General features: G+C 46.3%; 10 protein-coding genes and 7 tRNA genes. 7 read left to right on the forward strand and 10 right to left on the reverse strand.

The annotated features are described in order from the left end of the window. Window positions 1-20: 20 nt before the first annotated feature. The 4 genes from menB to AC6I7V_RS04360 all read left to right on the forward strand — a co-directional run bounded on the left by menB (window position 21) and on the right by AC6I7V_RS04360 (window position 3,720). On the forward strand, window positions 21-887 hold the full coding sequence (menB, locus tag AC6I7V_RS04345; RefSeq protein WP_032549592.1) for a 1,4-dihydroxy-2-naphthoyl-CoA synthase: 867 nt from the start codon (window positions 21-23) through the stop codon (window positions 885-887). Between the two features lie 74 nt (window positions 888-961). Further along, window positions 962-1,969: an o-succinylbenzoate synthase gene (gene menC / locus AC6I7V_RS04350; RefSeq protein ID WP_255231103.1), complete on the forward strand. Its 1,008-nt coding sequence runs from the start codon at window positions 962-964 to the stop codon at window positions 1,967-1,969. Between the two features lie 74 nt (window positions 1,970-2,043). After that, window positions 2,044-3,444 carry an o-succinylbenzoate--CoA ligase gene (gene menE, locus AC6I7V_RS04355; protein ID WP_498011398.1) on the forward strand — a complete coding sequence of 467 codons (1,401 nt, stop codon included), beginning with the start codon at window positions 2,044-2,046 and terminating at the stop codon, window positions 3,442-3,444. A 108-nt stretch (window positions 3,445-3,552) separates the two neighbouring features. Next, window positions 3,553-3,720, forward strand: a complete 168-nt coding sequence (locus AC6I7V_RS04360; protein ID WP_255231100.1) for a hypothetical protein — start codon at window positions 3,553-3,555, stop codon at window positions 3,718-3,720. A gap of 104 nt (window positions 3,721-3,824) precedes the next feature. Here AC6I7V_RS04360 and AC6I7V_RS04365 read toward each other — a convergent pair whose 3' ends face one another. From AC6I7V_RS04365 to AC6I7V_RS04375, 3 genes are all read right to left on the reverse strand, one after another. Next, complete coding sequence (locus AC6I7V_RS04365; protein ID WP_498011399.1) at window positions 3,825-4,745, reverse strand: YeiH family protein; 921 nt, start codon at window positions 4,743-4,745, stop codon at window positions 3,825-3,827. 148 nt (window positions 4,746-4,893) lie between these two features. Then, a complete protein-coding gene (locus AC6I7V_RS04370) occupies window positions 4,894-6,768 on the reverse strand; it encodes an MFS transporter (RefSeq protein WP_498011400.1) in 1,875 nt (624 codons plus the stop codon). Window positions 6,769-6,817: 49 nt separating this feature from the next. Then, window positions 6,818-7,408 carry a TetR/AcrR family transcriptional regulator gene (locus tag AC6I7V_RS04375; protein WP_255231097.1) on the reverse strand — a complete coding sequence of 197 codons (591 nt, stop codon included), beginning with the start codon at window positions 7,406-7,408 and terminating at the stop codon, window positions 6,818-6,820. A 209-nt stretch (window positions 7,409-7,617) separates the two neighbouring features. Between AC6I7V_RS04375 and AC6I7V_RS04380 the strand changes: the two genes are divergently transcribed. Beyond that, window positions 7,618-8,526, forward strand: coding sequence for a Tim44 domain-containing protein (locus tag AC6I7V_RS04380; RefSeq protein WP_498011401.1), 909 nt, complete (start codon window positions 7,618-7,620; stop codon window positions 8,524-8,526). A gap of 308 nt (window positions 8,527-8,834) precedes the next feature. Here the strand turns inward: AC6I7V_RS04380 and AC6I7V_RS04385 are convergent. The 7 genes from AC6I7V_RS04385 to AC6I7V_RS04415 form a co-directional block, all read right to left on the reverse strand. After that, window positions 8,835-8,919: transfer RNA gene (locus AC6I7V_RS04385), tRNA-Tyr, on the reverse strand. Between the two features lie 115 nt (window positions 8,920-9,034). Then, window positions 9,035-9,119 (reverse strand) — tRNA-Tyr (locus AC6I7V_RS04390). 113 nt (window positions 9,120-9,232) lie between these two features. Beyond that, window positions 9,233-9,317 (reverse strand) — tRNA-Tyr (locus AC6I7V_RS04395). A gap of 113 nt (window positions 9,318-9,430) precedes the next feature. After that, a tRNA-Tyr gene (locus AC6I7V_RS04400) sits at window positions 9,431-9,515 on the reverse strand. Window positions 9,516-9,630: 115 nt separating this feature from the next. Then, window positions 9,631-9,715, reverse strand: a tRNA-Tyr gene (locus tag AC6I7V_RS04405). 114 nt (window positions 9,716-9,829) lie between these two features. After that, a tRNA-Tyr gene (locus AC6I7V_RS04410) sits at window positions 9,830-9,914 on the reverse strand. Window positions 9,915-10,028: 114 nt separating this feature from the next. After that, window positions 10,029-10,113 (reverse strand) — tRNA-Tyr (locus AC6I7V_RS04415). Between the two features lie 413 nt (window positions 10,114-10,526). On the opposite strand from AC6I7V_RS04415, the gene AC6I7V_RS04420 reads away from it, so the two are divergent. Both AC6I7V_RS04420 and vexH read left to right on the forward strand, forming a co-directional pair. Then, window positions 10,527-11,594 carry an efflux RND transporter periplasmic adaptor subunit gene (locus AC6I7V_RS04420; protein WP_255231095.1) on the forward strand — a complete coding sequence of 356 codons (1,068 nt, stop codon included), beginning with the start codon at window positions 10,527-10,529 and terminating at the stop codon, window positions 11,592-11,594. Continuing rightward, on the forward strand, window positions 11,594-14,707 hold the full coding sequence (gene vexH, locus AC6I7V_RS04425) for a vibriobactin export RND transporter permease subunit VexH (RefSeq protein WP_498011402.1): 3,114 nt from the start codon (window positions 11,594-11,596) through the stop codon (window positions 14,705-14,707). The genes AC6I7V_RS04420 and vexH overlap by 1 nt, the downstream gene beginning before the upstream one ends. Window positions 14,708-14,761: the final 54 nt, after the last annotated feature.

Below are 14,761 nucleotides of genomic sequence, written 5' to 3' on the forward strand. Positions count from 1 at the left end.
ATATAACAATGGGAACCACCATGGCGAAAACAGTAGGCATCACCGAAGAAGAACTATACGCGGCAGTAAACTGGAGCGATGTAGGCAGTCAATATGAAGATATTCAGTACCATAAGTCAGACGATGGTATTGCAAAGATTACGATTGCTCGCCCTCAAGTTCACAACGCGTTTCGTCCACAAACCGTAAAAGAGATGATTAACGCTCTGGCCGACGCTCGTTATGACGAGAAAGTTGGTGTGATTATTCTTACCGGACTTGGTGAAAAAGCATTCTGCTCTGGTGGCGACCAAAGCATCCGTGGTGACTACGGCGGTTACCAAGATGATTCTGGCACGCACCACCTGAACGTACTGGACTTCCAACGTCAGATCCGTACCTGTCCTAAGCCTGTCATTGCAGCAGTGTCTGGTTGGGCTGTGGGCGGTGGTCATGTACTACACATGATGTGTGATCTGACGATTGCTGCTGAAAACGCTCAGTTTGGTCAAACCGGCCCGAAAGTGGGTTCATTTGACGGCGGTTGGGGCGCTTCTTACATGGCGCGTATTGTCGGTCAGAAGAAAGCGCGCGAAATCTGGTTCCTATGTCGTTTCTACGATGCACAAGAAGCCGTAGATATGGGCCTAGTGAACACAGTTGTCCCTGTCGAGGATTTAGAGAAAGAGACAGTACGTTGGTGTCGTGAGGTTCTACAACACAGCCCTATGGCGCTACGATGCCTGAAAGCTGCGCTGAACGCTGACTGTGATGGTCAGGCAGGTCTGCAAGAACTAGCGGGTAATGCGACCATGATGTTCTACATGACAGAAGAAGGCCAAGAGGGTCGAAACGCATTTAATGAGAAACGTCGCCCAGATTTCGACAAGTTCCCTCGTAACCCATAATCAAATCTACGCTCACACAGAGTCGCACAATGCGGCTCTTTGTGTTTTTGATGCTCTGTTCGCAAGGAAGACTTATGAACACTATGAATTGTTCACGTAGCGCTAAACTTTATCGTTATCAATTACCTATGGATAGCGGCGTGGTGCTACGAGATAACAAGCTGAGTCAACGTATCGGTTACGTTATTGAGCTTGAGTATGACGGTAAGCGAGCGCTAGGTGAGGTTTCCCCTCTACCTGGGTTTAGTGTGGAAGATACCGATCAAGCCGGTATTCAACTGCAAGAACAGTTGGAGTTATGGAGCCACAACAAACCTTTGGCGCCATATGAAGAACTGTATCCTTCGGTTGCATTTGGCCTGTCGATGGCAATGATGGAGTTGGAAGGGGAACTGGGAGAGCAAGGTAACTATCGCGCTGCTCCTCTGTGTACGGGAGACCCTGATGAACTCATTCCTGTACTCAATGAGATGGAAGGTGAGAAGGTCGCTAAAGTGAAGGTTGGTCTTTACGAAGCGATTCGCGATGGGATGCTGGTTAGCCTTTTCCTAGAGTCCATTCCAGACCTAAGCTTGCGATTGGATGCCAATCGCGCTTGGAAACCGGAAAAAGCCAAGCAGTTCATCAAATACATCTCTCCTTCTCTGCGCCAACGTATCAGCTTTATCGAAGAGCCATGCCAGCAACCAGAGGATAGTCTGGCGTTTGCCATAGATAACGGTGTCGCGATTGCGTGGGATGAAACCCTACAAGATGCGGTGAAGCGACCAGACTTTAACCTGAGCGACCTCACTGGTGCGAAAGCTGTGGTGATCAAGCCAACACTGATTGGTTCCGTAGAGCGCTGCGTTGCAATCATTGAGCGAGCGAAGCAATTAGGCATTAAGCCAGTGCTGAGCTCAAGTATTGAGACAAGTCTTGGTCTGACTCAGATTGCTCGTTTGGCGCATCAATACTTGCCTGAAGAAGTGCCCGGATTGGACACTATTGGTTTGTTCCAATCTCAACTTGAAATTGCTTGGCCAAATTGCGATTTACCGCTAGAGACTTTGGAAAGCCAGCAGTTGATTTGGCAGTCTTAACGGCTTTTTAGTATTCACATCTGTTCAGCTCACCCTAATGTGGTGGGCTGGCTCTGTCAGCATCAGGTACACTCGTGACCTTCACCAATTCATTATGGAAGCTGTGGGCAAATGCCTCACCAAACAGCCGCGCGTTAATTACCCCTTCGTACACGCTAAATTGGCGTGAACTTGATGGGCTTGTCGAACGCTATAGCGCCTACTTAAATACACAAGGTTTGTCCAAAGGTGACGTCCTAACCATTGTTGGAAAAAACAGTTGTGAGTTAGTGGTTGCTTATCTCGCTTCTCTTCACCTTGGTGTATTGGTGGCGATGACGATGCCTCAGCCGTCGAAGAAGCTTGAACAAAAACTAGATACCCTTTATCCAGAAGGCAAAATTCGTTTCGTTGCATTTACAGGCGAGCATGGCGAAGCGTTGAGTGCCAAAACAAAGCTTATCTCGCTCCCAAGCATCAAAGAGGCTTCAGGTATTACACCACACTCACTAAAACAATCTTTGGGTGAAACGAGTGATCTTGCCTCAATCGTTTTTACATCCGGCTCCACAGGTAACCCAAAGGCGGTGGCGCACACAGTCAAACAGCATATAGCGTCGGCTACAGGGTTATTAAAACACTTCGAGTTTGGTTCTGATGACACTTGGCTGCTCAGCCTACCTATGTACCACGTTTCAGGGTTAGCCATCTTTTATCGCTGGCTAGTGGCGGGCGCGACGCTCAAAGTGGGTAATCAGGGTATAGAAAAAGACATTGATGGTTGTACCCATGCCTCTCTGGTAGCGACTCAGCTTCGCCGTTTGCTTGATAGTGAGTGTCCACTTTCGTTGAGTCATGTGTTGCTTGGTGGCAGCCATATTCCAAATCAATTGGCACAAGAAGCCAACCAGCGTGGCATTACAACTTGGCTGGGTTATGGCATGACAGAAGCGGCATCAACGGTGACGGCGAAACCTGTTGATGAAAGCAATACAACGGGTTTTGTGCTTCCCCAACGGAGAGTAAAAGTCGAAGATGGTCGAATCTATATCTCTGGGGAGACGTTAGCTAGCGGGTACTTCTATCAAGGACAACTGGCGCCTTTGGTTGACGGGGCAGGTTGGTTTGACAGTAAAGATCTCGGTCAATGGGTTGATGATCAGCTGTTGATTATTGGTCGTGCAGATAACCAATTTATCTCGGGTGGAGAGAACATTCACTGTGAAGAGATTGAGCAAGCCTTGAGTAAACTATCAGGTATCAATCAAGCGATTGTCGTACCGGTAGAGGACCGCGAATTCGGTTTTCGTCCTGTCGCCATTGTTGATTGCGACGAGCTACCTACCAAGGACTGGTTTTGTGAAAAGCTGGTGGGGCGTTTGGAAAAATTCAAATTGCCGATCGAATACCATCGAATGCCAGTGCTAGATCAACAGGGTATTAAAGTTTCAAGAGCTGACCTTGCACGCTGGCTTAAGAGAGCGCGCTCTGGATGAGGTTAGTTGATTTGGAGATAAAATAGTTCAAAACAGAATTTAGTATCTTTATAACTATCCATCATAATAAAGCCTGATTTAAAGGAACTAGTGAATAAGGTTTCAGGTATGAAAATCGCGCTGATCATTGCGGTGCTGCTGCAAATAGGACAAGCAGTGACCTCTCACGGACTGACTCGATCGTTGGCTGAGTTCACCGCTTTTATTCTGGTGGTTGTACTAGTGATGATGAAAAAGCAAGAGAGTCAGGCTAGTACCTCAGTACAAGAGCAGTAACCAGATACAAAGAACCCTCACCAGTGTGGTCACAATGGTGAGGGTTTTTCGCTTGTGAATGAGGTGTTTTTAAGCTAACGGTTTTTAAGCTAACTGTTTTTAGGTTAAGCGAATAGTAGCCAACTTAACGATCCAACAGAGATCAACACCCACATTGTGATACCAAACATCAACGGCTTAGGCCCTGCAGCTTTGAGCTTCTCGACAGAAATTCCACACCCGATTAGGAATAAACAAACAACCAATGCGCGCTTGGAGATGTCAAAGATCCCTTGGTAAATCACGTCAAATTGCGGTAGCAAGTCGCTGACGGCGATAGCGGCACAGTAGAAGAAAATGAAGTAAGGAATAGTGATTTTCTTCTCTTCACTCTTGAAGATCATCGCGCTGACGAGAGCCACTGGAATGATCCAGAGCGCACGAGCAAGTTTCAGTGTGGTTGCTGTTGTTAATGCTTCTTCACCATAAGCAGAGGCTGCCCCCACCACCGATGAGGTATCATGAATTGCGATTGCCGCCCATGTGCCAAAGGTATGTTGGCTCAGTTCTAACGCATGACCAATCATTGGGAAGATAAACAGCGCAATGGAGTTGAGAACAAAAACCGTCGCTAAAGCTAAACCGATCTGCTCATCATCCGCCTTAATTGCTGGAGCAACGGCAGCAATGGCACTACCACCGCAAATCGCAGTGCCAGAAGAGATAAGGTAGCCTGTTGTGCGATCCAGCCCCATGCGTTTTGCTAAAAACCAACCAATCACTAGCGTACCGATAATGGTGGTCACGATAAGTCCAATACCATCACCGGTAACTGACAGTGCTTGCTCAAATTGGATCCCAAAGCCCAAGCCAACGATGGAGTAGGCGAGCAGCTTTTTAGTGATTTTACCGACTTCAAGGTGAGCGGGAACCCAGCCTAAACTTGCCAGCAAAAAGCCGATAACAAGCGCAGTAGGAGAGCTTACCCAAGGGGTAAGGCAAAAAAGGGCTGCAAGGTAAAAAGGGATACTTTTGTTGAAGCTCATGATGGCGCCAGTATTTATTATTAGGTTACGTTAGAGAGCACTATACGTATAAATAGTCGATAAGTAAGTCTAAATGAATTGAACAAACGTTTAGAAAAACTGAACGTTTGTTCGCAAGCCTTTATACTCTGACTGTTAAGCGTGTTATCTAGCGAAAATCACCGCGTAGTTCGACGACTTTCTGATGCAGTACATCGCATGAAGCTCGTCTTGGATCGATAGCGTCGCCCGCCTCAATCTCAAGCTTGGTCCAGAATCGAGTGGGTAGACCTTTGCAAGCTCGTCCCTTGTAGCGGCTGAAGTAGCTGCCCCAAAGTCCTTTCAATGCCATAGGGATGACTGGCACAGGAGAGCGCTTGATGATCAGTTCCATGCCTCGCATAAATTCGCCTACTTCACCGTCTGACGTTAAGCGGCCCTCAGGGAAGATACAGACGATGTGACCATCATGCAGAGCTTGTTCGACTTCATTGAAGGCGTTGCGAATAGAGCGGCGGTTGGTCGCTGAAATCGGAATCACCCCAGCGCGTTTTAGGAATCGACGGAGCGGCGGCAGTTTGGCGTAGTCCTCTTCCATCACAAACCGAATCAAACGAGGGCAAACCGCACTCAGCAGCAACGCATCCATATAGCTTACGTGGTTACAAATAATCAACGCACCGCCTTTCTCAGGCAAGTGGTGCAGATTCTTATGTTTTACACGATACATAGTATGAGTGACGATCCAAGTTAAGAACCTGCACGCGTATATAGGTACTTGATAGACAAGGTATATCACTACGAGCGTATTCATTGCTGCCAGTAAAATGAATAGATCAATAATGTCCATTTCAAGTAGGCTCAGGCAGATGATGCCAAGGACTGCACTGCCAACCATAAATAGAGAGTTGTAAATATTTAGCCCTGCAATCACTTGAGCTCGCTCGTTTGGTTCAGCCCTGAACTGCATTAAAGCGTACAGCGGAACAATGAAAATACCGCCGGAAATACCGAGAAGCAGTAGGTATGCGAATAGTGGCCAGAGATCAGAGTGAACAATAAACTGATCAAAGGATTCGAATTGAGGCAAATTCTCTGGGACTGACAAAGCCATCAGCAAACCAAACAAGGAAATACCTAAGCTCCCCATTGGCACGATGCCAATCTCAATACGATGGTTAGAGAGCTTGTCACAAGCTAATGAACCGATAGCAATACCAATAGAGAACATGGCGAGCAAGAAAGCCACAGCACTTTCAGTACCGTTCAAATGAACTTTGGTGAAGTTAGGAAATTGGGTTAAATAAGCTGCGCCTAGGAACCAGAACCAGCTAATAGCCATCAGTGCTTGGAAGGTCGGGCGGTCTTTTTTAGTAATGTTTAAAGTTTGGCGGGTTAGTGCAATTGGTCGCCATTTTATTTTTATATCTGGCGCATTACTCGGTGCATTTGGGATAAAGCAGCTAGCGCCATAGCCCATCACTGCGAACAGAACGATACATACCGAGGCGACGACCTTTGCACTCTCATGAGAGGCAATAAGTCCCGCGCCCAAAGTGCCAATAAGAATCGCCAGAAAGGTGCCTGTTTCGACCAAGGCGTTACCAGAAACCAGTTCTTTAGGTTCTAGTTGTTGCGGTAATAACGCGTATTTCACCGGTCCAAAGAAGGCACTCTGTGTTCCCATCAGGAACAATAATAGCAATAGAATACCGTAGCTTTCATAAATAAAGCCGATGGCACCTAGTGACATGATGACGATTTCGAGTAGCTTAACCTTACGAATGAACCACGACTTTTCGTATTTATCGGCGAGTACGCCTGCCAGAGCAGAGAACAGGAAGAACGGCAGTATGAACAGACCAGCCGCTAGGTTAATAAAGAGGTTACTGGAGATTGGCAGTGTATCGACACTCGCGAAAGCGACAAACAGCAGCAATACATTCTTGAAGATATTGTCATTAAAGGCCCCTAGAAACTGGGTGATAAAATAGGGTAGGAACCTTTGTTGTGTTAACAGCGAAGATTGGCTGCTGCTCTTCATGTGCGAACCTTGTTCATGCGAGACCTTATGCATTTGTTATTTTGATGGCTTACCAATTGGTTAAGTAATTTGATAATAGGTTATTAATCAGGTCTTTACCATCAATAGGCTCGGAAGCGAAGAACTTGTCATCGACACTTAGTAGCGTAATACCGTGTACACCAGACCATAATACGCGGCTGGCTTTAAGCACTTCTTTTTCAGTGTGATGAGGTGCGATAGCGAGTAACAGTTGCTCAAGCATACCTGTCATTTTTTCGATACGGCTCGATTGCCACTGAGGTAGGTTCTCACCATTCATATTATGCTCAAACACTAATTGCCAACGGTTCGGATGCTTAAGAGCAAAATCGTGATAACAGTAGGCTAGGTTAAACAGTGCGTCTTGAGGGGAGCTTGATTTTTCTACAGCAACGGTCGCTTCAGCCGACAGTTCATCAAGCGTTTTAGCCACGACGTGCAGAAGAAGTAAGTTGTAGTTGCCGAATACATTAACAAGAGTACTTGGCACATATCCAATCATATTCGCGATTTTTCGAAGGCTCAGCTCATGGTATGAGTGGTCTTCCAAAAATTGAGTCACGGTGTCTAGTGTAAGCTGAACTAATTGCTCGCGCGTGTGATCGTTTCTTCTAGCCATTTTGAATTTCTATTTTGAACTTCTATTAATGAACAATGTTCAATATTTTAGTCGCCCGCTCTAGTAGGCGTCAATGCTTTACTCAATAAGGGTTAAATTAATCTCAGCAATATTATGATACATGTGTAGCGGCTGTGAATATTTCATTGTTCATTGTTAACGAGTATGATTAAAGAGTCGAAAGATAACGAAACCTATAAAGGATAACAATGAAACGATTTTTCTCACTAATCGCGATAATGATGGTATCAGTCGCGGTGACACCAATCGCAGAAGCGAAAAAGTTTGGTGGTGGTAAGTCATTTGGTAAAAGTTTCAAAACGGCTCCCGCTCCTAAGCAACAACAGCAAAATACTAACTCGATTAAGCAAGACCAAGCTGGCAAAACAAATGCGGCAGGCTCTAGTAAAAAGGGTCTTATGGGTGGTCTACTAGGCGGTCTATTGGCTGGTGGTCTGTTAGCGGCATTCTTCGGTGGCGCTTTTGAAGGTATCCAGTTCATGGATATCTTGATCATGGGTCTGATTGCGTTCTTAGCATTTAAATTCCTACGTGGCATGTTGGGTGCTAAGCAGGGTTCAATGAACCAGCAACGCGGTCAACAACCTGCGTTTGGTGGTATGGGTCAGAATAAGTTTGAACAACCACAACAGCAGCCTAATGTACAGAGCTTCGAACAGGCACAACCTCAATCACAGAGTACAGCTGGTGGTTTTGGTTTTGGTGCACAAAGCGATGTTCCTCATAACTACCCACCGGGTTTTGACCAAGCAGCGTTCATCAACGGTTCTCGTGAGCACTACCGCACTCTACAAGGCGCTTGGAACCACAATGAGCTGAACACGATTGAAGAATACGTGTCTCCAAGCCTGTTTGAAGACTTAAAAGCAGAGCGCAGCAAGCTTGAAGGTGAGCAGCACACAGATGTAATGTACGTAGATGCGGAGATCGTTCGTGCTGATCATGATGGTAGCAAGGCGCAATTGAGCCTTCAATTCAGCGGTCGTTACCGTGATTCAGTAGAAGGTATTGAAGAAGATATTACCGATATCTGGCATTTAGAGCGTGACCTTACGGCGCCAAATGCACCTTGGTTGATCGTTGGTATCCAAGGCTAGTTAGTCCAGTTTCGTGATTTATCTAAGAGCCCTTGCTGTTATGGCAAGGGCTCTTTTTTATTGGTGGTAATTCAAAGCGAGCGTGACTCTGTGGTAATCACAGAAAGTCATGCCAATCACAGTAAACAAGTGATCAAAAATAGCGCAGGAAAAAGGCTTGAGAACAAGGCTGATCTTTTTGATTGGTAGAAGCGACTAATGATATTGGGGAATAAGGGAAGTATGAGTTCAATCTATGGTGATTTTGGTGCGGCTAGATACAAAAAAACCAACTCAGTGAGTTGGCTTTTCGATCTCTTAAGAGAATATGGTGGAGGGGGACGGATTCGAACCATCGAAGGCGGAGCCGGCAGATTTACAGTCTGCTCCCTTTGGCCACTCGGGAACCCCTCCAGGGTGTTTTTCCCAGTCTTTAAAAGCTAAAAGCCATTAAAACATAGGCTCAATTGAAGTTTTCCCAACGATTCAATTGAGGTTTTCTTATCTCTTAAAGAGTTAAGAAGAAATATGGTGGAGGGGGACGGATTCGAACCATCGAAGGCGGAGCCGGCAGATTTACAGTCTGCTCCCTTTGGCCACTCGGGAACCCCTCCAGGGTGTTTTTCCCAGTCTTTAAAAGCTAAAAGCTATTAAAACATAGGCTCAATTGAAGTTTTCCCAACGATTCAATCGAGGATTTCTTATCTCTAAAGAGTTAAGAAGAATATGGTGGAGGGGGACGGATTCGAACCATCGAAGGCGGAGCCGGCAGATTTACAGTCTGCTCCCTTTGGCCACTCGGGAACCCCTCCAGGGTGTTTTTCCCAGTCTCTAAAAGCTAAAAGCCATTAAAACATAGGCTCAATTGAAGTTTTCCCAACGATTCAATCGAGGATTTCTTATCTCTAAAGAGTTAAGAAGAATATGGTGGAGGGGGACGGATTCGAACCATCGAAGGCGGAGCCGGCAGATTTACAGTCTGCTCCCTTTGGCCACTCGGGAACCCCTCCAGGGTGTTTTTCCCAGTCTTTAAAAGCTAAAAGCCATTAAAACATAGGCTCAATTGAAGTTTTCCCAACGATTCAATCGAGGTTTTCTTATCTCTTAAAGAGTTAAGAAGAAATATGGTGGAGGGGGACGGATTCGAACCATCGAAGGCGGAGCCGGCAGATTTACAGTCTGCTCCCTTTGGCCACTCGGGAACCCCTCCAGGGTGTTTTCCCAGTCTTTAAAAGCTAAAAGCCATTAAAACATAGGCTCAATTGAAGTTTTCCCAACGATTCAATCGAGGTTTTCTTATCTCTTAAAGAGTTAAGAAGAAATATGGTGGAGGGGGACGGATTCGAACCATCGAAGGCGGAGCCGGCAGATTTACAGTCTGCTCCCTTTGGCCACTCGGGAACCCCTCCAGGGTGTTTTCCCAGTCTTTAAAAGCTAAAAGCCGTTAAAACATAGGCTCAATTGAAGTTTTCCCAACGATTCAATCGAGGATTTCTTACCTCTTAAAGAGTTAAGAAGAAATATGGTGGAGGGGGACGGATTCGAACCATCGAAGGCGGAGCCGGCAGATTTACAGTCTGCTCCCTTTGGCCACTCGGGAACCCCTCCAGGGGTGTTTTCCTATCTCTTAGTGGATAGGCTTAAGAAATGTTTTTCCCAACGCATCTCTCAAGTGCGGAGCGCATCATAGCAAACACGTTTAACCTGTAAAGAGTTTTTCTTATGGTTTTGTGTTGAATGCTGCCTTTTTGGGCAAAGATAGCGAAAAGTGCGCGTTTTGCTCGGTAAGTGAACATATGTTCTGGCTGTACCGTACTGCTGTCTTAAGTTACAGAGTACGTAATTATCGAAAGTAATTGTATTTACTTGCTCAACTACGTTGATTAGAACCACGATATTTTACCGAATGTCAGTATAATTTAGTGACATTTACACTTCTTGACGTTATTCACTGCTATCAATTGTTAGAATACGGTCAATTACTTTATAGAGATCTCGAATCTAACTTACAGACTATCGTTATGACACATAAATCCATTTTATCTCTACTTAGCTTATCTATTCTCTTGGCGTCTCCAGCCGTAGTTGCTAAGCGCATGGGACCAAGCGCAGTGACTGTCGTTACTGAACAGGTCGATATTCATCAAGTGAACCAGTCCCTTTCCCTTGTCGGTAAGCTAGAAGCTGAGCAATCAGTAATCGTCTCGTCTGAGATTTCTGGCAAAGTTGACTCTATTCACGTTAAAGCCAATCAAGAAGTCAAAAAGGGGCAGCTACTGGTTCAACTGGATGACGATAAAGCTAAGGCAGCTGTGGCAGAAGCAAAAGCGTATCTAAAAGACGAGCGTCGTAAATTGGCTGAATTTGAGCGTTTAGTAAAAAGAAACGCGATCACACAAACTGAAATTGATGCACAGAAGACCAGTGTCGAGATTGCACTCGCAAGACTGGCGGCAGCCAATGCCAATCTAAAAGACCTTCATATTTCAGCACCATTTTCCGGCACCGTTGGTTTTATCGATTTTAGTCGAGGCAAATTAGTCAGTTCAGGCACTGAATTGGTGACGCTCGATGACTTATCTGTCATGCAGTTAGATCTTCAGGTGCCAGAGCGTTATTTATCGAAGCTATCAAAGGGGATGACAGTCACAGCGCGTACAAGTGCGTGGGGTGATACCGAGTTTTCTGGCACTGTGGTGGGTATTGACTCTCGTATTAACACTGAAACACTGAACTTGCGTGTTCGTATTCACTTCGATAACCCGAACGACTACCTCAAACCGGGTATGCTGGTTTCTGCCGAGATGGACTTTCCACCCGTTGAAGCGCCGATTATCCCTGTACAGGCTCTGCAATACTCTGGCACTAAGCGTTACGTTTATGTCGTCGGTGAAGATAACAAAGCGACGCGCACAGAAGTATTCTTAGGTGCTCGTATTGATAATGAAGTGGTTATCGAAAAAGGCATCAACATTGGTGACAAGATTGTGGTTCAAGGCATTGTGAACATGCGAGATGGCGTTCAGGTTCAAGAGCTTGGTGTGACAACATCAGCAAAGCGTCAACCTCAGCAAGAGGAAGCTAACTAATGCTGTTATCTGATGTTTCAGTAAAAAGACCAGTAGCAGCGCTGGTTCTCAGTTTGCTGTTAGTGGTGTTTGGTATCGTTTCGTTCAGCAAACTTGCCGTACGAGAAATGCCCGATATTGAGAGCCCAGTTGTTTCTATTAGTACCCGCTATGAAGGCGCTTCTGCGACCATCATTGAAAGCCAGATCACCTCTAACTTAGAGGACCAGCTTTCCGGAATTAGCGGGATTGATGAAATCGAATCGACGACCCGAAACGGCTCTTCACGTATCACAATTACCTTTGAGCTAGGTTATGACTTAAATACGGGTGTCAGTGATGTTCGTGATGCGGTTGCTCGCGCTCAACGTTCTTTGCCTGATGAAGCGGATGATCCGATTGTTTATAAGAACAACGGTAGTGGTGAAGCGTCGTTATACATCAACCTCAGCTCCACTGAAATGGACCGAACCCAACTGACGGACTACACCGAGCGTGTGCTAATCGATAGGTTCAGTCTGATTTCAGGCGTCAGTTCGGTCGATATTTCGGGCGGTCTATATAAGGTTATGTACGTCAAACTTAAGCCTGAGTTAATGGCGGGACGCGGTGTGACGGCAACGGACATTACGACTGCACTGCGCAATGAGAACATTGAGAGCCCGGGCGGTGAGGTACGTAACGATGCGATTGTGATGTCGGTTCGCACTGCGCGCTCGTATACCCAAGCGGAAGACTTCGAGTATCTGGTTGTTAAGCGCGCATCGGACAACTCACCGATCTACCTAAAAGATGTCGCTGATGTCTATATTGGCGCAGAGAACGAAAACTCGACCTTTAAGAGTGACGGTATCGTCAATGTGAGCATGGGTATCGTGCCGCAGTCGGATGCGAACCCGCTAGAAGTGGCTGACCTTGTTCATAAAGAAGTGGAGAATATTCAAAAATTCTTGCCGGATGGTACTCGTTTAGCCATTGACTACGACTCAACCGTATTTATCGATCGCTCTATTACAGAGGTGTATAGCACGCTGTTTATCACAGGTGGTTTGGTGATCTTGGTGCTATACGTGTTTATTGGACAAGCACGTGCCACTTTGATTCCTGCGGTAACCGTGCCTGTATCTCTAATATCTTCATTTATTGCGGCGTACTATTTTGGGTTTTCGATTAACCTGATCACCTTGATGGCGCTAATTTTATCGATTGGTCTGGTTGTCGATGACGCTATTGTTGTGGTCGAGAACATTTTCCACCACATCGAGCGGGGTGAATCGCCTCTGCTTGCGGCTTACAAAGGCACGCGCGAGGTTGGTTTTGCCGTTATTGCGACCACGCTAGTGCTGGTGATGGTATTCCTACCTATCTCCTTTATGGACGGTATGGTTGGTCTACTGTTCACTGAATTTTCCGTGTTATTGGCAATGTCGGTAATCTTCTCGTCGCTGGTTGCTTTAACTCTGACGCCGGTATTAGGTAGTAAGATCTTAAAAGCTAACGTGAAACCGAATCGCTTTAACCACTTCGTTGAGCATGTTTTCGGCAAGCTAGAGAAAGGTTACCGCAGTATCTTGCGCCGCGCGCTGGGTTGGCGCTTGGCTGCACCAATCATCATTATCGCGTGTTTGGGTGGTAGCTATGGCTTAATGCAACAAGTGCCAGCACAACTAACACCACAAGAAGACCGAGGTGTGATCTTTGCGTTTGTTCGTGGCGCAGACGCAACCAGTTATAACCGTATGTCTGCCAACATGGATCTGGTTGAAGAGCGTTTGATGCCGCTACTAGGTCAAGGGTTCTTGAAGTCGTTTAGCTTACAATCGCCAGCATTTGGCGGTAACGCAGGTGACCAAACTGGCTTCGTAATCATGATTCTAGAAGACTGGAATGAACGTGAAACGACCGCTCAAGAAGCACTAGGCCAAGTGAGAAAAGCACTGACGGGCATTCCAGATGTACGTATTTTCCCATTCATGCCGGGTTTCCGTGGCGGTTCAAGCGAGCCTGTTCAGTTTGTGCTTGGTGGCTCTGATTATCCTGAACTGCAAAAGTGGGCTGAGATCTTAAAGCAAGCGGCTGAAGATTCGCCAATGATGGAAGGTGCCGACATCGATTACTCAGAGAAGACGCCTGAACTGTTGGTCACTGTCGACAAGCAACGCGCTGCTGAATTAGGCGTTAGTGTTTCTGACATCTCAGACACGCTAGAGATCATGCTCGGCGGTAAGAGTGAAACTACCTTTGTAGAACGCGGGGAAGAGTATGACGTGTATCTGCGTGGCGATGAAAACAGTTTCAACAACGCGAGTGATCTTAGCCAGATATACATGAGAACCCCGTCGGGTGAACTCGTCACCTTGGATACGTTGACTAAAATTGAAGAAGTCGCTTCGTCTATTCGTTTGTCTCACTACAACAAGCAGAAGTCGATCACCATAACGGCAAACTTGATGGATGGCTACACTCTAGGTGAAGCACTTGATTTCCTTGATGAGCAGGCGATTGAGATGCTGCCAGGCGATATTTCAGTGAGCTACTCTGGCGAGTCTAAAGACTTCAAAGAGAACCAATCGAGCATCCTTGTTGTGTTTGCTTTGGCAATGTTGGTTGCTTACCTCGTACTAGCGGCGCAGTTTGAAAGCTTCATCAACCCGTTAGTGGTGATGTTCACCGTACCTATGGGGATTTTCGGTGGCTTCTTAGGTTTGGTGCTAATGAGCCAAGGTTTGAACGTTTACAGTCAGATCGGCATGATCATGTTGATCGGTATGGTAACGAAGAATGGTATCTTGATCGTTGAGTTTGCCAACCAACTGCGTGACCGTGGCATTGAATTTGAGAAGGCGATTGTGGATGCATCTGCACGTCGCTTGCGTCCAATCATGATGACAGCGTTTACCACACTCGCTGGCGCCATTCCGTTGATTACTTCGACCGGAGCGGGTTACGAAAGCCGCGTCGCGGTAGGTACGGTTATCTTCTTTGGTATGGGTTTTGCGACACTGGTGACGCTGTTTGTTATCCCTGCGATGTATCGCTTGATCTCAGGTGCGACGCGATCTCCGGGTCACGTAGAGGCTGAATTGAACAAAGCCCTGAGTCACGACACGGTTGGTCGTACTTCACATGGTTGATCGTTAATTTAACTTAGCAATCTATAAAAGCCTGCGTTTGTTCCTAGCGAACAG

This window comes from Vibrio sp. KUL70, assembly GCF_059725515.1.

Bases quoted from the DNA above. Each gene is read 5' to 3' on its own strand.
- menB (WP_032549592.1), top strand. From the start codon at position 21: ATGGCGAAAACAGTAGGCATCACCGAAGAAGAACTATACGCGGCAGTA.
- menC (WP_255231103.1), top strand. From the start codon at position 962: ATGAACACTATGAATTGTTCACGTAGCGCTAAACTTTATCGTTATCAA.
- AC6I7V_RS04360 (WP_255231100.1), top strand. From the start codon at position 3,553: ATGAAAATCGCGCTGATCATTGCGGTGCTGCTGCAAATAGGACAAGCA.
- AC6I7V_RS04365 (WP_498011399.1), bottom strand. From the start codon at position 4,745: ATGAGCTTCAACAAAAGTATCCCTTTTTACCTTGCAGCCCTTTTTTGC.
- AC6I7V_RS04370 (WP_498011400.1), bottom strand. From the start codon at position 6,768: ATGAAGAGCAGCAGCCAATCTTCGCTGTTAACACAACAAAGGTTCCTA.
- AC6I7V_RS04375 (WP_255231097.1), bottom strand. From the start codon at position 7,408: ATGGCTAGAAGAAACGATCACACGCGCGAGCAATTAGTTCAGCTTACA.
- AC6I7V_RS04380 (WP_498011401.1), top strand. From the start codon at position 7,618: ATGAAACGATTTTTCTCACTAATCGCGATAATGATGGTATCAGTCGCG.
- AC6I7V_RS04420 (WP_255231095.1), top strand. From the start codon at position 10,527: ATGACACATAAATCCATTTTATCTCTACTTAGCTTATCTATTCTCTTG.
- vexH (WP_498011402.1), top strand. From the start codon at position 11,594: ATGCTGTTATCTGATGTTTCAGTAAAAAGACCAGTAGCAGCGCTGGTT.